Source organism: Pseudomonas sp. MDT1-17, from assembly GCF_054898105.1.
The window spans coordinates 657,903-677,896 of the sequence record NZ_JBUBVM010000001.1 but is presented as its reverse complement, the minus strand read 5'-3'; the positions used below and the strand labels follow the sequence as shown (position 1 = coordinate 677,896).

The 19,994-nt window shown below is 59.5% G+C and carries 21 protein-coding genes and 1 tRNA gene; 12 read left to right on the top strand and 10 right to left on the bottom strand.

Annotation, left to right across the window (positions count from 1 at the left end):
* Window positions 1-21: 21 nt before the first annotated feature.
* Complete coding sequence (gene grxC / locus ACYZTX_RS03040) at window positions 22-276, bottom strand: glutaredoxin 3 (protein ID WP_010464569.1); 255 nt, start codon at window positions 274-276, stop codon at window positions 22-24.
* A gap of 1 nt (window position 277) precedes the next feature.
* On the bottom strand, window positions 278-691 hold the full coding sequence (locus ACYZTX_RS03035) for a rhodanese-like domain-containing protein (RefSeq protein ID WP_462032894.1): 414 nt from the start codon (window positions 689-691) through the stop codon (window positions 278-280).
* A 152-nt stretch (window positions 692-843) separates the two neighbouring features.
* Here ACYZTX_RS03035 and gpmI point away from each other — a divergent pair, with 152 nt between their 5' ends.
* The 4 genes from gpmI to ACYZTX_RS03015 all read left to right on the top strand — a co-directional run bounded on the left by gpmI (window position 844) and on the right by ACYZTX_RS03015 (window position 6,030).
* The gene (gpmI, locus tag ACYZTX_RS03030) at window positions 844-2,373 is read left to right on the top strand and encodes a 2,3-bisphosphoglycerate-independent phosphoglycerate mutase (protein WP_462032893.1); all 1,530 of its coding nucleotides are present in this window, start codon (window positions 844-846) and stop codon (window positions 2,371-2,373) included.
* 229 nt (window positions 2,374-2,602) lie between these two features.
* Entirely contained in the window at window positions 2,603-3,901 is a 1,299-nt protein-coding gene (locus ACYZTX_RS03025) for a murein hydrolase activator EnvC family protein (protein WP_462032892.1), read from the top strand.
* Between the two features lie 31 nt (window positions 3,902-3,932).
* Window positions 3,933-5,252: a S41 family peptidase gene (locus ACYZTX_RS03020; protein WP_462032891.1), complete on the top strand. Its 1,320-nt coding sequence runs from the start codon at window positions 3,933-3,935 to the stop codon at window positions 5,250-5,252.
* A gap of 1 nt (window position 5,253) precedes the next feature.
* Window positions 5,254-6,030 (top strand): divergent polysaccharide deacetylase family protein, encoded by a 777-nt coding sequence (locus ACYZTX_RS03015; protein ID WP_462032890.1) that lies wholly within the window; start codon window positions 5,254-5,256, stop codon window positions 6,028-6,030.
* 148 nt (window positions 6,031-6,178) lie between these two features.
* Here the strand turns inward: ACYZTX_RS03015 and ACYZTX_RS03010 are convergent, their stop codons facing one another.
* The 7 genes from ACYZTX_RS03010 to ACYZTX_RS02980 all read right to left on the bottom strand — a co-directional run bounded on the left by ACYZTX_RS03010 (window position 6,179) and on the right by ACYZTX_RS02980 (window position 12,008).
* Window positions 6,179-6,934 carry a substrate-binding periplasmic protein gene (locus tag ACYZTX_RS03010; protein WP_462032889.1) on the bottom strand — a complete coding sequence of 252 codons (756 nt, stop codon included), beginning with the start codon at window positions 6,932-6,934 and terminating at the stop codon, window positions 6,179-6,181.
* Window positions 6,935-7,012: 78 nt separating this feature from the next.
* Window positions 7,013-7,783, bottom strand: coding sequence for an imidazole glycerol phosphate synthase subunit HisF (gene hisF / locus ACYZTX_RS03005; RefSeq protein WP_007972752.1), 771 nt, complete (start codon window positions 7,781-7,783; stop codon window positions 7,013-7,015).
* A 9-nt stretch (window positions 7,784-7,792) separates the two neighbouring features.
* On the bottom strand, window positions 7,793-8,530 hold the full coding sequence (hisA, locus tag ACYZTX_RS03000) for a 1-(5-phosphoribosyl)-5-[(5-phosphoribosylamino)methylideneamino]imidazole-4-carboxamide isomerase (protein ID WP_010464588.1): 738 nt from the start codon (window positions 8,528-8,530) through the stop codon (window positions 7,793-7,795).
* 42 nt (window positions 8,531-8,572) lie between these two features.
* Window positions 8,573-8,830 carry a DUF2164 domain-containing protein gene (locus ACYZTX_RS02995; RefSeq protein ID WP_050682512.1) on the bottom strand — a complete coding sequence of 86 codons (258 nt, stop codon included), beginning with the start codon at window positions 8,828-8,830 and terminating at the stop codon, window positions 8,573-8,575.
* Window positions 8,831-9,469 carry an imidazole glycerol phosphate synthase subunit HisH gene (gene hisH, locus ACYZTX_RS02990; protein WP_438661564.1) on the bottom strand — a complete coding sequence of 213 codons (639 nt, stop codon included), beginning with the start codon at window positions 9,467-9,469 and terminating at the stop codon, window positions 8,831-8,833.
* On the bottom strand, window positions 9,469-10,062 hold the full coding sequence (hisB, locus tag ACYZTX_RS02985; RefSeq protein ID WP_123367004.1) for an imidazoleglycerol-phosphate dehydratase HisB: 594 nt from the start codon (window positions 10,060-10,062) through the stop codon (window positions 9,469-9,471). The genes hisH and hisB overlap by 1 nt, the downstream gene beginning before the upstream one ends.
* 281 nt (window positions 10,063-10,343) lie before the next feature.
* Window positions 10,344-12,008, bottom strand: a complete 1,665-nt coding sequence (locus ACYZTX_RS02980) for an OFA family MFS transporter (protein ID WP_462032888.1) — start codon at window positions 12,006-12,008, stop codon at window positions 10,344-10,346.
* A 358-nt stretch (window positions 12,009-12,366) separates the two neighbouring features.
* Here ACYZTX_RS02980 and ACYZTX_RS02975 point away from each other — a divergent pair, with 358 nt between their 5' ends.
* The 4 genes from ACYZTX_RS02975 (at window position 12,367) to ACYZTX_RS02960 (ending at window position 16,095) form a co-directional block, all read left to right on the top strand.
* Entirely contained in the window at window positions 12,367-14,583 is a 2,217-nt protein-coding gene (locus tag ACYZTX_RS02975) for an AsmA family protein (RefSeq protein WP_462032887.1), read from the top strand.
* A complete protein-coding gene (gene mutY / locus ACYZTX_RS02970; RefSeq protein WP_462032886.1) occupies window positions 14,580-15,647 on the top strand; it encodes an A/G-specific adenine glycosylase in 1,068 nt (355 codons plus the stop codon). The genes ACYZTX_RS02975 and mutY overlap by 4 nt, the downstream gene beginning before the upstream one ends.
* Window positions 15,644-15,916 carry an oxidative damage protection protein gene (locus ACYZTX_RS02965; protein ID WP_462032885.1) on the top strand — a complete coding sequence of 91 codons (273 nt, stop codon included), beginning with the start codon at window positions 15,644-15,646 and terminating at the stop codon, window positions 15,914-15,916. The genes mutY and ACYZTX_RS02965 overlap by 4 nt, the downstream gene beginning before the upstream one ends.
* Before the next feature lie 103 nt (window positions 15,917-16,019).
* A tRNA-Phe gene (locus ACYZTX_RS02960) sits at window positions 16,020-16,095 on the top strand.
* 109 nt (window positions 16,096-16,204) lie between these two features.
* Here ACYZTX_RS02960 and ACYZTX_RS02955 read toward each other — a convergent pair.
* Window positions 16,205-16,654 (bottom strand): carboxypeptidase regulatory-like domain-containing protein, encoded by a 450-nt coding sequence (locus ACYZTX_RS02955; RefSeq protein ID WP_462032884.1) that lies wholly within the window; start codon window positions 16,652-16,654, stop codon window positions 16,205-16,207.
* Between the two features lie 261 nt (window positions 16,655-16,915).
* On the opposite strand from ACYZTX_RS02955, the gene ACYZTX_RS02950 reads away from it, so the two are divergent.
* The 4 genes from ACYZTX_RS02950 to ACYZTX_RS02935 all read left to right on the top strand — a co-directional run bounded on the left by ACYZTX_RS02950 (window position 16,916) and on the right by ACYZTX_RS02935 (window position 19,931).
* Window positions 16,916-17,974: a PDDEXK nuclease domain-containing protein gene (locus ACYZTX_RS02950; RefSeq protein WP_462032883.1), complete on the top strand. Its 1,059-nt coding sequence runs from the start codon at window positions 16,916-16,918 to the stop codon at window positions 17,972-17,974.
* Between the two features lie 69 nt (window positions 17,975-18,043).
* Complete coding sequence (locus tag ACYZTX_RS02945; RefSeq protein ID WP_462032882.1) at window positions 18,044-19,018, top strand: alpha/beta hydrolase family protein; 975 nt, start codon at window positions 18,044-18,046, stop codon at window positions 19,016-19,018.
* A gap of 37 nt (window positions 19,019-19,055) precedes the next feature.
* Window positions 19,056-19,472, top strand: a complete 417-nt coding sequence (locus tag ACYZTX_RS02940; protein ID WP_462032881.1) for a hypothetical protein — start codon at window positions 19,056-19,058, stop codon at window positions 19,470-19,472.
* A 6-nt stretch (window positions 19,473-19,478) separates the two neighbouring features.
* Window positions 19,479-19,931: a hypothetical protein gene (locus ACYZTX_RS02935; RefSeq protein WP_462032880.1), complete on the top strand. Its 453-nt coding sequence runs from the start codon at window positions 19,479-19,481 to the stop codon at window positions 19,929-19,931.
* Window positions 19,932-19,994 lie beyond the last annotated feature (63 nt).

Here is a 19,994-nt window from a genome sequence, read left to right as displayed (position 1 = left end):
GGGGTCTTAAAGGGAAGGCGTTCAGGCCTTGAGCATGGCGTCGAGCTTGCCGGCGCGCTCAAGGGCAAACAAATCATCACAGCCACCGATGTGGCGCTCGCCGATCCAGATCTGCGGCACGGACGTACGTCCGGCCTTCTGGGCCATGGCGGCGCGCACCTGAGGCTTGCCATCGACCTTGATCTCTTCGAAGGCCACGCCTTTGTTCTCGAGCAGGTACTTGGCTCGCGAGCAGTAAGGGCAGTAATCGCTGGAATAGACGACGACGTTGCTCATCTCACTTTACCAGCGGCAGGTTGTCGCCTTTCCAGCTGGAAATCCCGCCGGAGAGCTTGGCGGCGGTGAAGCCGGATTTCATCAGTTCGCGGGCATGAGTGCCGGCAGTCTGGCCCATGGCATCGACCAGGATGATGGTCTTGGCCTTGTGCTTTTCCAGTTCGCCGACGCGAGCGGTCAGTTTGTCGTGAGGAATGTTCAACGCGCCAACAATGTGACCAGCGGTGAAATCCTTGATCGGACGGATGTCGATCACCACGCCTGCGTCCTTGTTGACCAGCCCGGTCAGTTCACCGGTGCTCAGGCTGCGGCCGCCGCCTTTCATCTCATGGGCGATCAGCAGAGCCAGCAGAACAACGAAAATACCGGCCAGCAAATAGTGGGTAGTGGCAAATGCAATCAGGTGATCAAGCATTTAAGGTGGTTCCAGGGCGTTAAAAGTGGGCCAGTATACACAGCCCATATGGTGCGCCAAACCCCGTCCGGCGGTGACGGCACCGGAACTTAGCTTTAAACTGCCACTCCCTTTTCCATCGCCCTCTTTTAACTCAGCCACGAGTGGAATCCATGACTACTACGCCTAAACCTCTGGTCCTGATTATTCTCGACGGCTTCGGTCACAGCGAGAGCCCTGAATCCAATGCCATCTATGCGGCCAGGAAGCCCGTGCTGGACCGCCTGACCGCTACCGTGCCAAACGGCCTGATCTCGGGCAGCGGCATGGACGTCGGCCTGCCAGATGGCCAGATGGGCAACTCCGAAGTCGGCCACATGAACCTCGGCGCTGGCCGCGTGGTGTATCAGGACTTCACGCGCGTGACCAAATCGATCCGCGATGGCGAGTTTTTCGAAAACCCGACTATTTGCGCCGCTGTGGATAAAGCCGTCGCTGCCGGCAAAGCCGTGCACTTCATGGGCCTGCTGTCCGAGGGCGGCGTTCACAGTCACCAGGATCACTTGGTTGCCATGGCCGAACTGGCTTTCAAGCGCGGCGCCGAAAAAATCTACCTGCACGCCTTCCTTGATGGCCGCGACACGCCGCCGAAAAGCGCTCAGTCCTCCATCGAACTGCTGGACGCTGCGTTCCAGGCACTCGGAAAAGGCCGGATCGCCAGCATTGTCGGCCGTTACTTCGCCATGGACCGCGACAACCGCTGGGACCGCGTGTCCCAGGCCTACAACCTGATTGTCGATGGCAACGGCGAATTCAACGCCGCCACCGCTCAGGAAGGTCTGCAAGCTGCGTACGAACGTGGCGAGAGCGACGAATTCGTCAAAGCCACCTCCATCGGTGAGCCGGTGAAAGTCGAAGACGGCGACGCCGTGGTGTTCATGAACTTCCGCGCCGACCGCGCCCGTGAACTGACCCGCGTGTTCGTTGAAGACGATTTCAAGGAATTCGAACGTGCCCGCCAGCCAAAACTGGCCGGCTTCGTCATGCTGACCCAATACGCCGCCAGCATTCCCGCGCCTTCGGCCTTCGCCGCAGGCAGTCTGGACAACGTGCTGGGCGACTACCTGGCGAAAAACGGCAAGACCCAGCTGCGCATCGCCGAAACCGAGAAGTATGCCCACGTGACCTTCTTCTTCTCCGGCGGCCGCGAAGAACCGTTCCCGGGCGAAGAGCGCATCCTGATCCCGTCGCCGAAAGTCGCCACCTATGACTTGCAGCCTGAGATGAGCGCCCCGGAAGTCACCGACCGCATCGTCGAAGCCATCGAAAACCAGCGTTACGACGTGATCGTAGTCAACTACGCCAACGGCGACATGGTCGGCCACAGCGGCGTGTTCGACGCAGCCGTCAAAGCTGTTGAATGCCTGGACCTGTGTGTCGGCCGCATCGTCGACGCGCTGGAAAAAGTCGGCGGCGAAGCGCTGATCACTGCCGACCACGGCAACGTCGAGCAAATGGCCGACGAATCCACCGGCCAGGCGCATACCGCCCACACCACCGAACCGGTGCCGTTCATCTATGTCGGCAAGCGTGACTTCAAGGTTCGCGACGGCGGCGTGCTGGCGGATGTGGCACCGACCATGCTGATGTTGATGGACCTGGAAAAACCGACCGAGATGACGGGCACGTCGATTCTGGTGTAATCCGACCGCTCAAACGCCGCCAAACCCTGTGGGAGCGAGCCTGCTCGCGAAAGCAATCTGACAGCCAACATCCCTGTTGAATGTCAGGATGCCATCGCGAGCAGGCTCGCTCCCACATTGGTTTTCGGTGTTTTTCAGGCCGGTTATCACACAGCCCCAATTGGGCGTTTTTTTTGCAGCGCTTGGCGGGCATACTAGGCCGTCCCTTTCCCTGGTGTCGCCCGCCTCTATGCTTCGCGTCCTGATAGCCCTTGCTCTGACTTGCCTGCTCCAACCGGCCTTTGCTGACGAGCGCGCGCAAACCCAACAACAGTTGGACGCCACGCGTCAGGATATTGCCGAGCTGAAAAAACTGCTGGGCAAACTCCAGGAAGAAAAATCCGGTGTGCAAAAAGACCTCAAAGGCACCGAGACCGAGATGGGCAAGCTTGAGAAGCAGGTCGAAGCCCTGCAAAAAGAGCTGAAGAAAAGCGAATCCGAGCTGCAGCGACTCGATGCCGAGAAAAAAAAACTCCAGAGCGCGCGCATTGAACAGCAGCGACTGATCGCCATTCAGGCCCGCGCGGCCTATCAGAACGGCCGTCAGGAGTACTTGAAGCTGTTGCTCAACCAGCAGAACCCGGAAAAATTCGCCCGCACCCTCACCTATTACGATTACCTGAGCCAGGCCCGCCTGGAACAGTTGAAGAATTTCAACGAAACCCTGCGCCAACTGGCCAATGTCGAAAAAGACATCGCCATGCAACAGGCGCAATTGCTGGTGCAGAAAAGCAGCCTCGACAGCCAGCGCGATGAACTCGACAAAGTCCGCAAGGAGCGCCAGCAAGTCCTGGCCAAGCTCAGCGACGACGTGAAGGCCCGCGATCAGAAACTGGCAGCCCGCGAGCAGGATCAGGCAGACCTGTCTAAAGTCCTTAAAACCATTGAAGAAACCTTGGCCCGCCAGGCCCGTGAGGCAGAGGAAGCGCGGCAAAAAGCGCTGATCGCCCAGCAGGAAGCCGAAAAAAAGCGTTTACGTGAGGCTCAGGCTGAAGCAGACGCAGACGCCACTGACGCCCCACGAAAATCCGTTAAATCGACGTCCGGCGTTCTGGTATCAAGCTCCGGCGAGACCTTTGGCGGCCCTTTCGCTTCAACTCGGGGAAAACTTCCTTGGCCGGTTGATGGTCGACTGCTGGCACGCTTTGGCGAAACCCGTGGCGACGACGCCCGCACCAAGTGGGACGGCGTGATGATCAGCGCCTCCGCCGGCAGCCAGGTGCACGCCGTGCATGGCGGTCGCGTGGTCTTCGCCGACTGGTTGCGAGGTGCCGGGCTGCTGGTGATCCTCGACCATGGCAACGGTTTTTTGAGTCTTTATGGTCACAACCAGACGCTGCTCAAGTCTGCGGGTGACGTGGTTAAAGCCGGTGAGTCCATCTCCACTGTGGGTAGCAGTGGCGGGCAGGACACACCAGCGCTGTATTTCGCTATTCGTCAGCAGGGTCACCCGAGTGATCCAGCGCAATGGTGTCGCGCGCAAGGATAAGCACGCGACCTACTTCAGGAGTTCGTTCGACATGCTGCATTTGTCCCGCCTTACCTCGCTGGCCCTGACGATCGCCCTGGTGATCGGCGCGCCTCTGGCGTTCGCCGCTCAACCTGCTCCGGCTGTCGCGCCTGCGGGCACTGCTGCGACCACCAAGGCGCCATTGCCGCTGGAAGAGTTGCGCACCTTCGCCGAGGTCATGGACCGGATCAAGGCCGCCTATGTCGAGCCGGTGGACGATAAGACCCTGTTGGAAAACGCCATCAAAGGCATGCTCAGCAACCTCGACCCACACTCCGCCTACCTGGGCCCGGAAGACTTCGCTGAATTGCAGGAAAGCACCAGCGGCGAATTCGGCGGCCTGGGCATCGAAGTCGGCGCCGAAGACGGTTTCATCAAGGTCGTTTCACCGATCGATGACACCCCGGCCTCCAAGGCTGGCATTCAGGCCGGCGACTTCATCGTCAAGATCAACGGCCAGCCGACCCGTGGCCAGAGCATGACCGAAGCCGTGGACAAGATGCGCGGCAAGATCGGCCAGAAAATCACCCTGACCCTGGTACGCGACGGCGGTACACCGTTCGACGTGACCCTGGCCCGCGCCATCATTCAAGTGAAGAGCGTGAAGAGCCAGCTGCTGGAGTCCGGCTACGGCTACATCCGTATCACCCAGTTCCAGGTCAAGACCGGTGACGAAGTCTCCAAAGCCCTGGCCAAGCTGCGCAAGGACAACGGCAAGAAGCTCAAAGGCATCATTCTCGACCTGCGTAACAACCCGGGCGGCGTCCTGCAAGCGGCGGTGGAAGTGGTCGACCACTTCATCACCAAGGGCCTGATCGTTTACACCAAGGGCCGTATCGCCAACTCTGAACTGCGCTTCTCCGCCACCGGCAAAGACGAAAGCGAAGCCGTGCCAATGGTCGCACTGATCAACGGCGGCAGCGCCTCGGCGTCGGAAATCGTCGCCGGTGCCTTGCAGGATCAAAAACGCGCGGTGGTCATGGGTACCACCAGTTTCGGCAAAGGCTCGGTACAAACCGTGTTGCCGCTGAACAACGAACGCGCACTGAAGATCACCACGGCGCTGTATTACACGCCGAACGGTCGCTCGATCCAGGCTCAGGGCATCGTCCCGGACATCGAAGTGCGCAAGGCCAAGATCACCAATGAGCAGGACGGCGAGTACTTCAAGGAAGCCGATCTGCAAGGTCACCTGGGCAATGGCAACGGCGGCGCCGACAAACCGACCGGCTCCAGCGGCAAAGCCAAGGCGATGCCTCAGGATGACGACTACCAGTTGGCCCAGGCGCTGAGCCTGCTCAAAGGGCTGAGCATCACTTCCGGCCGCTGAGATGCAGCTGCGGTTCATCCTCGGCTTGCTGTGCTGTCTGGCGGGTGTTGCTCATGCAGCGCCCGTCGCGACAGCGCCTCAAAAAGCCTACCTAAGCCTGATCATCGACGACCTGGGGCAGAACCTGCCCCGGGATCGTCGCGTGCTGGCCCTGCCCGGCCCCGTCACCACGGCGATCATGCCCGACACGCCCCACGCCACCGAATTCGCCCGCGAGGCTCACCGCGCCGGCAAGATCGTCATCCTGCACATGCCCATGGACCCGGCCACCGGCCCGTTCGCCTGGCATCCCGACCTGCCCATCGACGAACTCGAAAAACGTCTGAACGCGGCGCTCAATGTCGTGCCCTATACCGACGGCATCAACAACCACATGGGCAGTCGCATGACGGCTCAGCCGGCCGCCATGGCCTGGTTGATGGCGGATTTGCAGCAGCGACACAAATTCTTCGTCGACAGCCGCACCAGCGCGCAGACCGTCGCCGCGGCCGAGGCGCAGAAAATCGGGTTGGCGAGCGTTTCGCGGGATGTATTTCTGGATGATGAGCGCACTGAAGCGGCGATCTTCACGCAGCTACAGACGGCTATCAGCCTGGCGCGAAAGCAGGGTTCGGCGGTGATGATCGGGCACCCGTATCCGCAGACATTGGCGGTATTGGAGCGTGAGTTGCCCAAGCTCAAGGATCAGGGGATTGACTGGATCGACATCAAACAGATGATCAGCGTGCGCGGGAACCGCGCAACGACTGCACATGGCAAGGACGGCGTGTACCGTTAACCGCCAAACACCGCAGTTCTAATGTGGGAGCGGGCTTGCTCGCGAATGCGGCCTGACAGTCGACATTAATGGTGACTGACACTCCGCATTCGCGAGCAAGCCCGCTCCCACATTAGATTGTGCATGGCACAGGATTCAGTGTTGGGCCCTAGAGATACTTCGTCATGATGTCTTCCACCACACCTTCCTTGCGCAACTGATCCAGCGCCGCCTGCAACTTCGCCACCACCTCGTCCGGCACATCCTTGTTCAGCGCCAGGTACAACTCGGCGCTGTTGAATCGCAGCACGGTCTTGAGGCCGGTCACGCCATCCTGTCGCGCGAGGTAACGGCCGGCCGGATCGCCGGTGGCCCACAGGTCAATCTGGCCGTTAACCAGTTTCTTCGCGTTGTCCTGGTCCCGCAGCACGACTATCGGCTTCAACCCTTGCTTGGCCAGCGTCTCGGCAATCGCGTCGCCCTTATAGGCACCAATCTTGTATTTGCGCGCCTGCTCCAGTGACTCAAGGCTGATATTGCTATCAGCCTTGGCCAACATGATCCAGTCGTCCGGGCCGATCGGGCCGACCCACTTGAATAGGTTCTCGCGGTCCGGCAACCGTGCCATCACAAATACGCCGTAACCGGGTTTCTCGAGGGCGATCTTGTAGATTCGCTCCCAAGGGAAACGCAGCGTCAGGCTATAAGTGATGTTCGCGCGTTTGAACATCTCGCGGACGATGTCCACGGCGATGCCGTTGATGTTCTCGTCCTGAGCGAAGTTCTTGCCGTTCTTCGCCATGTTGTACGGGGGGAAATTTTCAGTCAGTAACACCAGATCGGTGTCGGGATTTTCTACGGCATGCGCCCCATTGACGAGCAATAGAGAAGCGCTGGCGAGGGCGAGAAGAAGGCGTCTAAGCATGTCTGGCTACCTGAATCCATGGCGTACCCAAGAGTGCCTTGAGCCCGCCATGATGTCCACTGGCCTGTATCGGTTTGTTTAGCGCATCACGATGCCGCGATGAGCCATGTAGGCCTTGGCTTCCTGCACGGTGTATTCGCCAAAGTGGAAAATACTCGCCGCCAACACCGCGCTGGCGTGGCCTTCGATAATGCCGTCGGCCAAATGTTGCAGGTTGCCGACGCCTCCGGAGGCGATCACCGGAATCCCCAAGGCATCGCTGATGGCGCGGGTAACGCCCAGGTCGAAGCCGTTTTTCATGCCGTCCTGATCCATGCTGGTCAGCAGGATTTCACCGGCACCCAAGCCTTCCATCTTCTTCGCCCACTCAACGGCATCGAGACCGGTAGGTTTGCGGCCGCCGTGGGTGAAGATTTCCCAGCGCGGGGTTTCGCCCGGGCCGGAGACCTTCTTGGCGTCGATGGCAACGACGATGCACTGCGAACCGAAATGCTGCGCCGCTTCGCCCACGAATTCCGGGTTGAACACCGCAGCAGTGTTGATCGAGACCTTGTCCGCGCCAGCATTCAGCAAGTTGCGAATGTCCTGCACGGTCCGCACGCCGCCGCCCACGGTCAGCGGAATGAACACCTGGCTGGCCATGCGCTCAACGGTATGCAGCGTGGTGTCGCGGCCATCGACGCTGGCGGTGATGTCGAGAAAGGTAATCTCGTCGGCACCCTGCTCGTCATAGCGACGGGCGATTTCTACCGGGTCGCCGGCGTCGCGGATGTTCTCGAACTTGACGCCCTTGACCACCCGGCCGTTATCCACGTCCAGGCAAGGGATGATGCGTTTGGCCAGCGCCATGGTCAGTCCTCAGCCTTTGTACGAATCGCAGAAAGCTTGCGCTTCAGCGACATCAAGAGTGCCTTCGTAGATCGCCCGGCCAGTGATGGCGCCGATGATGCCTGGCGCCTTGGCGTCGAGCAGCGACTTGATGTCACCCAGATTGTGGATACCGCCGGAAGCGATGACCGGAATGCGCGTGGCGGCCGCCAGCGCAGCAGTGAACGGTACGTTGCAGCCCTGCATCATGCCGTCTTTGGCGATGTCGGTATAAACGATCGCGGACACGCCATCAGCTTCGAATTGCTTGGCCAGGTCGATCACCTGAATGGTGCTGATCTCAGCCCAGCCGTCGGTGGCGACGAAACCGTCTTTGGCGTCCAGACCGACAATCACCTTGCCCGGGAACGCGCGGCAGGCTTCAGCAACGAAGGCCGGATCTTTCACGGCTTTGGTGCCGATGATCACGTAGCTCACGCCGGCCTTCACGTAGTGCTCGATGGTTTCCAGGGAACGGATACCGCCGCCGATCTGGATCGGCAGGTTCGGGTAGCGCTTGGCGATGGCGGTAACCACTTCGCCGTTGACCGGCTGGCCTTCGAAAGCGCCGTTCAGGTCGACCAGATGCAGACGGCGGCAACCGCCCTCCACCCACTTGGCAGCCATGCTCACCGGGTCATCGGAGAACACCGTGGAATCTTCCATGCGGCCCTGGCGCAGACGAACACAGGCACCGTCCTTGAGATCGATAGCGGGAATAATCAGCATCTGGCAAACCTTCAAATTCGAGTGTTCAGCTTCGCTCGGAAATCAGTTTTTCTCGAGCGCCCACAAGTCGCTTTCGATGCTTTCGAACCTCTCTTTGAGGTGCGTCTGCACATCGAAAATCGCCCTGTTGTAATAGTGCGGCGCAATTTCACGGGTAAACAGCTCAAGGATTTCAGCCGCCTCGAACGAACCCAGGTCCAGTTCGAAGCGATCCTCCATGAAGCGTTTGATCTTCTGATTGGCCTCGTTCTCCTGTTCAGGAGTGAGGGTCAAGATCGGTGGCTTCTTCTTGACGGCCATTTACCAGCGACCATCCCACGCGGCGAAGTTCTGCAGCAATTGCAGGCCATGGGTATGGCTCTTCTCCGGGTGGAACTGCACGGCGAAACGCGAGCCATCGGCCAGCGCCGCGGCGAAATCGACACCGTAGTGACCGCCACCCACCACCTGCCGCGCATTGCCGGCGGCGATGTAGTAGCTGTGCACGAAGTAGAAACGCGCCAGGTCCGGAATGTCGTGCCACAGCGGGTGACTCACCGTCTGCTTCACTTCGTTCCAGCCCATGTGCGGGACTTTCAGGTGCTCGCCGTCTTCGTGCAGGTCTTTTCCGAAGAATTTCACTGCGCCTGGAAACAGGCCGATGCAATCCACGCCGTCGTTCTCTTCACTGCTGTCGAGCAAGGCTTGCATGCCCACGCAGATGCCAAGGAACGGACGGTCCTGGCTGACTTCACGCACCAGCGAGTCGAAGCCCAGGCGACGGATTTCCGCCATGCAATCGCGAATCGCGCCGACGCCGGGGAATACCACCCGATCAGCTTCGCGAATCACGTCGGCATCGCTGGTGATCAGGACCTTGCCGGCACCCACGTGCTCGAGGGCCTTGGCCACCGAGTGCAGGTTGCCCATGCCGTAATCGATAACCGCGACCGTCTGCATTACAGAACGCCTTTGGTCGACGGCATCTGACCGGCCATGCGGTCATCCAGCTCTACGGCCATGCGCAGGGCGCGGCCGAAAGCCTTGAACACGGTTTCGATCTGGTGGTGGGTGTTGGTGCCACGCAGGTTGTCGATGTGCAGGCTGACGAGGGCATGGTTGACGAAGCCCTGGAAGAACTCCTGGAACAGGTCAACGTCGAAGCCGCCGACGGTGGCACGGGTATAGGGAACATGCATCTGCAGGCCAGGACGGCCGGAGAAGTCGATCACCACGCGCGACAGCGCTTCATCGAGCGGCACGTAGGCGTGGCCGTAGCGACGGATGCCTTTCTTGTCGCCGATGGCTTTGGCGAAGGCCTGACCCAGGGTGATACCGACGTCTTCCACGGTGTGGTGGTCGTCGATATGCAGGTCGCCCTTGCTGACAATATCCATGTCGATCAGCCCGTGACGGGCGATCTGGTCCAGCATGTGCTCAAGAAAAGGAACACCGATATCAAATCGGGCCTTTCCGGTGCCATCCAGGTTGATCGAGGCTTTGATCTGGGTTTCCAGAGTGTCGCGCTCGACTGACGCCTTACGTTCGGCCATCACCAGCTCCGCAAAATCATTGGGCGAAAAAGGCAGCCATTATAGGGGCGCGGGCGCGAAACAGAAACATGGGAGGTGATATGACTGACGGACAGGACCCCGTGCTGTCGGGGATAGACATGTCCATACAAGAAAAAGATCGCAGCCTCCGGCAGCTCCTACACCGACCGCATTCACACAATGTCATGTGAACGCTGACCGTAGGAGCTGCCGAAGGCTGCGATCTTTTCGGGCATAAACCAATGTGCCTGACACAACACATGCCAGGCACAAAGCGCTACTTAGTGGAACAGAACCGCGGTTTTCTGCAGGGTCACCCAAACACCCCACGCCAACGGAATACCCACCACCAGCCATGCAGCAATCGCCAAAGGCTTGGTACCCGCATCCGCTTTCCACTCCAATACGGTGCTGCTGTCAGCACCTTTGTCGTGGCCCAGCGCCTGTTCGGCCGCCAGTTCAGCGTCGGTCATGAAGTACTTGTCGGCCACCGGACGCACCAGCAGGTTGCACAGGAAACCCAGCACCAGCAGGCCGGCGAGGATGTACAGCGTGATGTCGTATGCTGCGGCGCGTTCAACGCCGATGCTCAGCTGATACTCACGCAGATAGTTCACCAACACCGGACCCAACACACCCGCCGCCGCCCAGGCAGTCAGCAGACGACCGTGGATCGCGCCCACCATTTGCGTACCGAACAGGTCCGCGAGGTAGGCAGGGACCGTCGCAAAACCACCGCCGTACATCGACAGGATGATGCAGAAGGCCGCCACGAACAGCGCAACGTTGCCCAAGTGACCGAGGTTCGGAATCAACGCGTACAGAGCAAAGCCCAGGGCGAAGAACACGAAATAGGTGTTTTTGCGCCCCAGGTAATCGGAGAACGACGCCCAGAAGAACCGCCCGCCAATGTTGAACAGGCTCAGCAAACCGGTGAAACCGGCAGCGATCGCTGCGATCGAGGCCAGTTGCCCAGCGTCCAGCTGACCGAAAGTCAGACCGTTACCCAGCAACTTACCGGCGAACACTTCCTGCAACAGCGGCGACGCCATGCCGAGGATGCCGATACCGGCCGATACGTTCAGGCACAGCACCAGCCACACCAGACGGAACTGCGGAGTTTTCCACGCCACATTCACGTGGACGTGACGGTGGGTGATCATCGAGTTGGAAGCTTTCTTCGCCGGAGCGGTCCAGCCTTCAGGCTTCCAGCCGGTTGGCGGAACGCGGTAAGACAGCGCGCCACCGATCATGAACACGAAGTAGATCGCGGCCATCACCAGGAAGCTCTGCCATACGCCGACGCTGGTTGGCGTAGCGAAGTGGCCCATCAGCGCTGCGGCCAGCGGAGCACCCACCATCGCGCCACCACCGAAACCCATGATCGCCATGCCGGTCGCCATGCCACGCTTGTCCGGGAACCACTTGATCAGGGTCGAGACCGGCGAGATGTAGCCCAAACCCAGGCCGATACCGCCAATGACCCCGGAGCCGATCCACATCAGCCAAATCTGGTGGGTATACACGCCCAACGCCGAAATCAGCAGACCACCACACCAGCACAGTGCCGATACAACGCCAGCCTTGCGAGGACCTGCGTGTTCCAGCCAGCCACCCCAGATCGCTGCCGAGCAGCCAAGGAAGATGAAGAACAAGGTGTAGATCCAGCCGAGCATCGAGATCGGCCAGTCGCATTGGGACGAAAAGACTTGCGAGATGAAGCTCATGTCTGGCGCGCAAGCCACGGCCTTGGTCACACCCAGGGCTTTGGACAGTGGCAACCAGAACACCGAAAAACCGTAGGCCATGCCGATGCAAAGGTGGATGGCCAGGGCGGCCGGTGGCACCAGCCAACGGTTGAAACCGGGCTTGGCGATGATGCGCTCCTTGGACAGGAACGCGGGCTGATCGGCTTTGAGGCCGTCCGCCGTAATGCTCGTGGTCATTGTGTATCCCCCAATTATTAGTAGTGTTCGCCAGTCACTCCTCACCCCTCAGCCTTTATGCGCACGCATGACTGTTTTTTCAGGCTGAAGCTCCGCGTTGGTGCGACATCAAGTCGCAGAAGGACGGACGAACTGGCAGAGGTTACCATCAGTAGGTGACAGAAAAACCAAAGTGACATCACCTTTTGTACGTTATCCGATCTCTTCAACGGTACAGAAGGGCCAACCGCGCTAACCTCACAGGAAGCTGAAAGTGCCGCTGGATTTGCTGACGACGTGATCGCTGACCGGTCGTCCGCTGCGGAGCGCTATACTCCCCGGCTAAATTTCGAATTCGACTAACTACAAGGACTCGCCCATGAAAGCGTTCGGCAAAATCCTGGGTCTGACACTTCTCGGGCTGTTGCTGATCATTGTGGCGCTGGGCTTTGCCCTGACCCACCTCTTTGATCCCAACGACTATAAAGACGAGATTCGCCAGATAGCCCGCGACAAGGCCCACATCGAGCTGACGCTCAATGGCGATATTGGCTGGAGCCTGTTCCCGTGGCTGGGCCTGGAATTGCACGAAGCCAGTGTCGCGACCCTGGCCAAGCCCACCGAACCGTTCGCCGACTTGCAGATGCTCGGTCTGTCGGTTCGCGTGCTGCCGCTGCTGCGCCGTGAAGTGCAGATGAGCGATGTGCGCGTCGAAGGCCTGAACCTGCGCCTGAACCGTGACAAGGACGGCCACGGTAACTGGGAAGACATCGGCAAAGCCCCGGCACCGGCCACACCGCCCGCGACCACCGGCGAACCAGCGCCCGAGACCACTGCCCAAGCGGAAAAACCGGCCCAGCCGATCCGCCTGGACATCGACAGCCTGACCGTCAACAACGCCCGTGTTGAGTACAGTGACGAGAAAACCGGCAAGCAGTTCAGCGCCGAAAGTATCCAGCTGAGTACCGGCCCGGTGCATGACTCCACCAATATCCCGGTCAAACTCACCGCGTTCCTGGGCACCAACCAGCCGGTCTTGCGCGTGCGCACCGAGCTCAACGGCGAGCTGCGTTTCGAGCGCGCACTGCAGCGCTACAAACTCGAAGACATGAAACTCTCCGGTGAAGTCGCTGGCGATCCGCTGCAAGGCAAGACCATGACCTTCGCCGCCCAAGGCCAGTTACTGCTGGATAAAGCGGCAAACGTCGCCGAATGGACCGGCATCAAAATCTCCGCCAACCAATTGCGCGCACTGGGTGAACTGAAGGTCAACGACCTCGACAAGACCCCGAAAATCAGCGGCGGCTTGTCGATTGCCCAGTTTGATCTGGCGAAATTTGTCGACAGCATCGGCCAGAAACTCCCGGCCATGGCCGAAGGCAGCCTCACTAAAGTCGAGCTGGTCAGCCGCCTTGCTGGCACGCCGACCAGCGTGGTGCTCGACAACATCAACCTGAAAGTCGACGACAGCACCTTCAGCGGCCGCATTGCCGTCGAGGACTTCGCCAAGCAATCGTTGCGGGCGAACCTCAAGGCCGACACCTTCAACGTCGACCGTTACCTGCCGCCAAAATCTGCCGAAGCCAACAGCGCAACACAAGTCCGTCAGGCTGAAGTCGCCAGCACCGAAGCCGATGCCATGGCCGGTGCTGGCAGCACACCGCTGCCGCAAGCACCGACCAAAGAGGCGTGGAGCAACGAACGTCTGTTGCCGGTTGAACGGCTGAGCAAACTCGACGTGGACGCTGACCTCACCTTCGGCCAGTTGACCCTCGATAAACTGCCGATCAAGAACGCGGCGCTCAAGGCCACCGGCCAGGGCGGCCTGCTGACACTGGAAAACCTTCGCGGCGAGTTGTACGACGGCAACTTCGATGCCAAAGGTACGCTCGACGTGCGCCAACAGGTGCCAGCGTTGAACATCCAGACGCAGATCAGCAAAGTGCCGGTGGAAAAAATCCTCGAAAGCCAGGGTAAAAATCCGCCGGTCAAAGGCTTGGTGACGCTCAACAGCAACCTGACCGGCAGCGGCAACAGCCAGAAAACACTGATCGAAAGCCTCAACGGCAACGCCAGTTTCGTCATCAACGATGGCGTCCTGCTCAATGCCAACCTCGAACAACAACTGTGCAAAGGCATCGCCACCCTGAACCGTAAATCCCTCAGCGGCGAGCCACGGGGCAAGGACACACCGTTCCAGGAGCTCAAGGGCAACCTGACCTTCCGTAACGGCGTGGCCAGCAACCCGGACCTGAAAGTGCGGATCCCGGGCATGACCGTCAAAGGCGACGGCGATGTCGATTTGCGGGTGCTGGGCATGGATTACCGCGTCGGCATCATCGTCGAAGGCGATACGAGCGCGATGCCGGATCCGGCCTGTCAGGTCGGCGAGAAGTTCGTCGGCATCGAGTGGCCGCTGCGCTGCCGCGGCCCGCTGGAACTGGGCGCCAAGGCCTGCCGCCTCGATAACGAACGCATGGGCCAGGTCGCGAGCAAAATGGCCGGCGAGCGGATCAGCGAAAAAATCGACGAGAAACTCGGCGACAAGGTCAGCCCGGAACTGAAAGATGCGTTGAAGGGGCTGTTCAAGCGATGAGAGCCGAGCAGTTTTCAACGGCGGTGCTGGATTGGTACGACCGCCACGGCCGTCACGACTTGCCTTGGCAACAAGGCATCACACCGTATCGGGTGTGGGTTTCAGAAATCATGTTGCAGCAAACCCAGGTCAGCACCGTGCTGAACTACTTCGATCGTTTCATGGCCTCGTTGCCGACCGTCGAAGCCCTGGCCGCCGCACCGGAAGACGAAGTGCTGCACCTGTGGACGGGCCTCGGTTACTACACCCGCGCACGCAATCTGCAGAAGACCGCGAAAATCGTCGTCGCCGAGTACGGTGGTGAGTTTCCGCGCGATGTGGAGAAGCTCACTGATCTGCCGGGTATCGGCCTGTCCACGGCGGGCGCCATCGCCAGCCTGAGCATGGGTCTGCGGGCGCCGATCCTCGACGGCAACGTCAAACGAGTCCTGGCGCGCTTTACCGCACAAGAGGGATATCCGGGCGAGCCCAAGGTCGCCAGACAGCTGTGGGCGAACGCTGAGCGCTTTACGCCGCATGATCGGGTCAACGCCTATACCCAGGCGATGATGGATCTGGGCGCTACGCTCTGTACACGCAGCAAGCCAAGCTGCCTGCTCTGCCCGCTCGAAAAGGGCTGCGAAGCGCACATGCTTGGCCTGGAGACGCGCTATCCGATCCCTAAACCGCGCAAAGCCGTGCCACAAAAGCGCACGCTGATGCCGATGCTCGCCAACGGCGAAGGCGCGATTCTGCTTTACCGTCGGCCTTCCACGGGCTTGTGGGGCGGTCTCTGGAGCCTGCCGGAACTCGACGACCTCGACGACCTGCAACATCTGGCTTCGCAGCATTCGCTGGAACTGGGCAGCCAACAGGCGCTGCCGAGCCTGGTGCACACCTTCAGTCATTTTCAGTTGTCCATCGAACCCTGGCTGGTTCAGGTTCAGGAGGCTGGCCATCACGTGGCCGAGGCCGACTGGCTCTGGTATAACCTCGCCACCCCGCCGCGCCTGGGCCTTGCCGCCCCGGTCAAAACCTTGCTCGCACGCGCGGCCGCCGTATTGAACGCAGGAGAGTCGTCATGACCCGCACCATCATGTGCCGCAAGTACAAAGAAGAATTGCCCGCCCTGGAACGTGCTCCATTCCCGGGTGCAAAAGGTCAGGATATTTTTGATCATGTCTCGGCCAAGGCCTGGGCCGACTGGCAGAAACACCAGACCCTGCTGATCAATGAGAAACGCCTGAACATGATGAACGCTGAAGACCGCAAATATCTTCAGGGCGAGATGGACAAGTACTTCTCCGGCGAGGAATACGCCAAAGCCGACGACTACGTTCCGCCGGCTGAATAATCACGATTTATCGGGGGTCGGAACGTAAGCGACGGTAATAATTAAAATTTTTTTGAAAACTTTCTTGACGACCCCCTGAAAAACCAGTTTAATGCGCCCCGTTGCCCAGATAGCTCAGTCGGTAGAGCAGGGGATTGAAAATCCCCGTGTCGGCGGTTCGATTCCGTCTCTGGGCACCAAATACCGAAAACCCTGAATCGCAAGATTCAGGGTTTTTTTATGCCTGGGATTTGATCAGGCCCGGTTTACGGCGTCCGATTCGCAAGCCTTTGCCTCTCCCCTTCGCAACTACTCATCACCATTCCAGTGGAAAACCAGATTGCGAGCGGTGCCGCTTCCGACATCCGCTGTGTCGCGCCGCGCCTCACCATTGCGGGTCGCGACAACGGTGTACTTGCCGGCGGGGAGCTGAACGTAAACGAGGGGGCCAGCCTGACTCAGCGTCAGAACCGTCTGACCCGGTGCGTTCTGAATAACCACATCCACATCGGGAACGTATTTGTTTTCCGGCCCAACAGAGAAGGTCATGTGCAGGTTGTAGCCCTGGGCTTGCTGGATGGCCTTCGACTCATCCTCGCCAATCCCCCCGGACAGGTAACTAATCCCGCTTTGCTGTTGCGGCTGGACTTGCACGCCTGAGTTGTCGATGGGCTCAAGGCTGGCAGCGCTCAGCATGACGGGAAACATCAATACGCCAACAGCGGTGATGGGTAACAGGAGTGAATGGAGGTACTTCATAGTGGCGACTCCCCGGGCTGCGCAGAACCCAATCGTTCGTCCTGTTAGATTTCCTGCTGAGTGGCCAAGTTTTAGATTGATTAGTACTTGGGTTCACTGCGAAACGGACTACACGTTGTATTCCTCAAGCGCGGATTGCCGTCGGCACGATCCCGCAAAATCAATCGGCCTTTCCTTCCGATTTACCAGCCCCGCCCGGCATCACCGACCACCCCACCCCTGCAATCCTCTTCTGCCTGTTCATCCAGCCGCGGAAGACTCATGAGCGCACTAAAACCCGATAACACCCAAGATCCACAACTCGCCTCACTGCTTGGCAATCTCGGCGAATTGATTCGTCAGGCACGGCAGAAAGTGCTACGAGCGGTCGATACCGTCCAGGTGCAAACCTGCTGGCAGATCGGACGGCATATTGTGGAGTTCGAGCAGGAGGGGGCTCGGCGGGCGGGTTATGGAAAGCAGCTATTGTTGACGCTGGCAAAAGTACTGACAGCGGAGTTTGGGAAAGGTTTTGACGCCTCCAACCTTCGCTATATGCGCCTGTTTTACCAAGCATTCCCAATGTGTGACGCACTGCGTCACGAATTGAGCTGGACTCACTACCGCAGGCTGCTGCGCGTCGACAACGACCACGCTCGCCACTGGTACATGAACGAATCAGCCCTGCAAAATTGGTCAAGTCGCGCCCTGGAACGCCAGATCAACACGCTTTACTACGAACGCCTGCTGGCGAGCCGAGACCGCTACGCAGTCAGGCAGGAAGCTGCCACCAATATTCAGCAAATGAAGGCCAACCCTCGGGATTTCATCAGGGATCCGGTAATCCTGGAGTTTCTTGGGTTGCCCAATGCGGGCTTAATCCAAGAAACCGATCTCGAACAAGCACTGATCAATCAGCTTCAGGCCTTTCTGCTCGAACTGGGCAAAGGCTTCGCTTTCATTGCTCGCCAACAACGTATCAGCACCGACAGCAAAGACTTCTACATCGATCTGGTGTTCTACAACTACCTGCTCAAGTGCTTCGTCATCTTCGATCTCAAGCGCGGTGAACTGACCCATCAGGATGTCGGCCAGATGGACATGTACGTGCGCATGTACGACGACCTCAAACGCGGACCGGAGGACGGCCCGACCGTCGGCATCATTCTCTGCGCACAGAAAGATGAATCGGTGGTGCGCTATTCAGTGTTGGAGGGCAATGAACAGTTGTTCGCCAGCAAGTACAAACTGGTGCTGCCGAGCGAGGAGGAACTGCGCGCAGAACTGGATCGGGAACGGGCAGTGCTTGAGGAACGATTGTTCAACCAGATCCCCAGATAATCATGGATGGATTGTTCATGGGCAGCGTGAAGACTATTGTTGGCAGCTACCCGCAAAGGTCAAAAACCGATGAATGTGCAGGACATGCCCTCGTTGGCCTCCGCTCAAATGGAGTTGCCGCTGCCAGCCTGCGCCCCCGGCGAACCGTTCAAGGAGACCGCCGCAGACGGCTTCATTCTTGGCGGATTCACCTGGCGGCAGACTCTATCGGACTCAATGCGTCCAGTCGTTATCATCAACGCTGCCACCTCTGTCCGCTGCCGCCACTATTCTCGTTTCGCCGATTACCTGTTCACCAACGGCTTCGACGTGATCACTTTTGATTACCGCGGCATCGGCGAGTCGCGTCCCGCATCGCTGAAAGGACTTCAGGCCTCATGGTCCGATTGGGGCGCGCTGGACTTTGAGGCGATGCTCAAGCGCGCTCAGCGAGAATTCCCCGGCCAGCCCATCGACGTCGTCGGTCACAGCTTTGGAGGCTGTGCAGCGGGACTGGGAGCCTCTGGGCAGGTCATCCGGCGCCTGGTGACCGTGGGCGCTCAGTTCGCTTACTGGCGCGATTACGCCCCTGCCCATCGCTGGCGAATGTTCGGCAAGTGGCACCTGGTGATGCCGCTGTTGACGATGGTTTACGGCTACTTCCCCGGTAAACGCCTCGGCTGGCTGGAAGACACGCCCACGGGTGTGGTCCGCGACTGGAGCACGCCCACGGCCCGGTACGAGAAGCGCCCCAGCGGCCGCATCATCCACGCAAGACACGGCCAGCTCCCGTTCGTCAACGTCACCGCAAAAACCCTGGCCATCAGTATCAGCGACGATCCTTACGGCACGATTCCCGCCATCGAACGCCTGCTCGGTTACTTCACCGCCGCAACGACCAACCATCTGCGAATCACCCCCGAAGACATCGGCGAACAAGAAGTCGGACATTTCGCCTTTTTTCGCAGCGCATACCAAGCCACACTATGGCCCATTGCATTGTCCTGGTTGCAGACCGGCGAACTGGCCCCCGACACACCCGGGCGGCTAGTGCCACGCCGCTGATTGACTTGCCCACTCAACGAAATACGGAACGACGCCCATGGCCTCCGCCAACAAGCAGAACAAACGCGCCACACGCGCCAAAGCCAAGGCCAAGCAGAACCGCACCCAGCGGGCTGCCGCGCCGGTTGAGCTGGACCCGAACGACGATCGCATCGACTTTGAATCGGTGGACCTGACCGAGCTGTTCAAAGAAATGATCGACGCGCAAAAGATCAGCCAACAAGCCATGTGCGCGGCTTTTCTTGAACACCCACTGCTCGCGCTGGTGCTGGAGCAGGAAGGTGAAGAAACAGCGACAGACTTTATCCTCGCCGCGCTGATCGAATATCGCCAATGGTCCGCTGAAGTCGACGAAGCCGGCGCCTTGGCGTGGATCGAATCACCGGCCTTCCAGGCCGACTACGTGGCGGCGTCCGACGCCATCGCGGCTCAAACCCAACAGAAAGCAAACTGAGTTCCCATGGCCTCCCTGAACAAGCAACAGAAACGCGCCAAACGCGCCAAGATCAAAGCCAAGCAAATCAACATTCACGGCAGAAAACCCGCCGCACTGGACGATGATCTGGGTGAAATCGGCGAACCGATCCCGGAATACACCCTGGCGATGTTCAGCAAAATGCGTGACGCGGAAGCCATCAGCCGCAACGACATGCTGCGGACCTTGCTGTCGAACCTCGCCGAGATCATCAGCGACCATCCAGAACTGCTGGACATGGAAAACGCCGACAACGAAGCCATGGCCGCCACTCACCTGGCCGCCGACATGCTGATCGACTACCGCATGTGGGCCGACGGCATGGACCGCGACGCCGCCCAGGCCTGGCTGACGGACCCGCAGTTCATCACCGACTTCGGCGATGCACTCGACAGCTATCGCGAGTCGCTGGATGCCCAGGAAGAAAAGGCTGAGTAAACACTCGCCTCAGAAATAAAAACGGCCGCTTGTCATCACTGACAGCGGCCGTTTTGAGTTACG

Coding starts and splice junctions, on each gene's coding strand:
- gpmI (WP_462032893.1), top strand. CDS start 844: ATGACTACTACGCCTAAACCTCTGGTCCTGATTATTCTCGACGGCTTC.
- grxC (WP_010464569.1), bottom strand. CDS start 276: ATGAGCAACGTCGTCGTCTATTCCAGCGATTACTGCCCTTACTGCTCG.
- ACYZTX_RS02950 (WP_462032883.1), top strand. CDS start 16,916: ATGAGCGCACTAAAACCCGATAACACCCAAGATCCACAACTCGCCTCA.
- hisH (WP_438661564.1), bottom strand. CDS start 9,469: ATGCAGACGGTCGCGGTTATCGATTACGGCATGGGCAACCTGCACTCG.
- ACYZTX_RS02945 (WP_462032882.1), top strand. CDS start 18,044: ATGAATGTGCAGGACATGCCCTCGTTGGCCTCCGCTCAAATGGAGTTG.
- mutY (WP_462032886.1), top strand. CDS start 14,580: ATGAGAGCCGAGCAGTTTTCAACGGCGGTGCTGGATTGGTACGACCGC.
- ACYZTX_RS03035 (WP_462032894.1), bottom strand. CDS start 691: ATGCTTGATCACCTGATTGCATTTGCCACTACCCACTATTTGCTGGCC.
- ACYZTX_RS02965 (WP_462032885.1), top strand. CDS start 15,644: ATGACCCGCACCATCATGTGCCGCAAGTACAAAGAAGAATTGCCCGCC.
- ACYZTX_RS02940 (WP_462032881.1), top strand. CDS start 19,056: ATGGCCTCCGCCAACAAGCAGAACAAACGCGCCACACGCGCCAAAGCC.
- ACYZTX_RS02955 (WP_462032884.1), bottom strand. CDS start 16,654: ATGAAGTACCTCCATTCACTCCTGTTACCCATCACCGCTGTTGGCGTA.
- hisB (WP_123367004.1), bottom strand. CDS start 10,062: ATGGCCGAACGTAAGGCGTCAGTCGAGCGCGACACTCTGGAAACCCAG.
- ACYZTX_RS03015 (WP_462032890.1), top strand. CDS start 5,254: ATGCAGCTGCGGTTCATCCTCGGCTTGCTGTGCTGTCTGGCGGGTGTT.
- hisA (WP_010464588.1), bottom strand. CDS start 8,530: ATGCTGATTATTCCCGCTATCGATCTCAAGGACGGTGCCTGTGTTCGT.
- ACYZTX_RS02935 (WP_462032880.1), top strand. CDS start 19,479: ATGGCCTCCCTGAACAAGCAACAGAAACGCGCCAAACGCGCCAAGATC.
- ACYZTX_RS02980 (WP_462032888.1), bottom strand. CDS start 12,008: ATGACCACGAGCATTACGGCGGACGGCCTCAAAGCCGATCAGCCCGCG.
- ACYZTX_RS03025 (WP_462032892.1), top strand. CDS start 2,603: ATGCTTCGCGTCCTGATAGCCCTTGCTCTGACTTGCCTGCTCCAACCG.
- ACYZTX_RS02995 (WP_050682512.1), bottom strand. CDS start 8,830: ATGGCCGTCAAGAAGAAGCCACCGATCTTGACCCTCACTCCTGAACAG.
- ACYZTX_RS03010 (WP_462032889.1), bottom strand. CDS start 6,934: ATGCTTAGACGCCTTCTTCTCGCCCTCGCCAGCGCTTCTCTATTGCTC.
- ACYZTX_RS03020 (WP_462032891.1), top strand. CDS start 3,933: ATGCTGCATTTGTCCCGCCTTACCTCGCTGGCCCTGACGATCGCCCTG.
- ACYZTX_RS02975 (WP_462032887.1), top strand. CDS start 12,367: ATGAAAGCGTTCGGCAAAATCCTGGGTCTGACACTTCTCGGGCTGTTG.
- hisF (WP_007972752.1), bottom strand. CDS start 7,783: ATGGCGCTGGCCAAACGCATCATCCCTTGCCTGGACGTGGATAACGGC.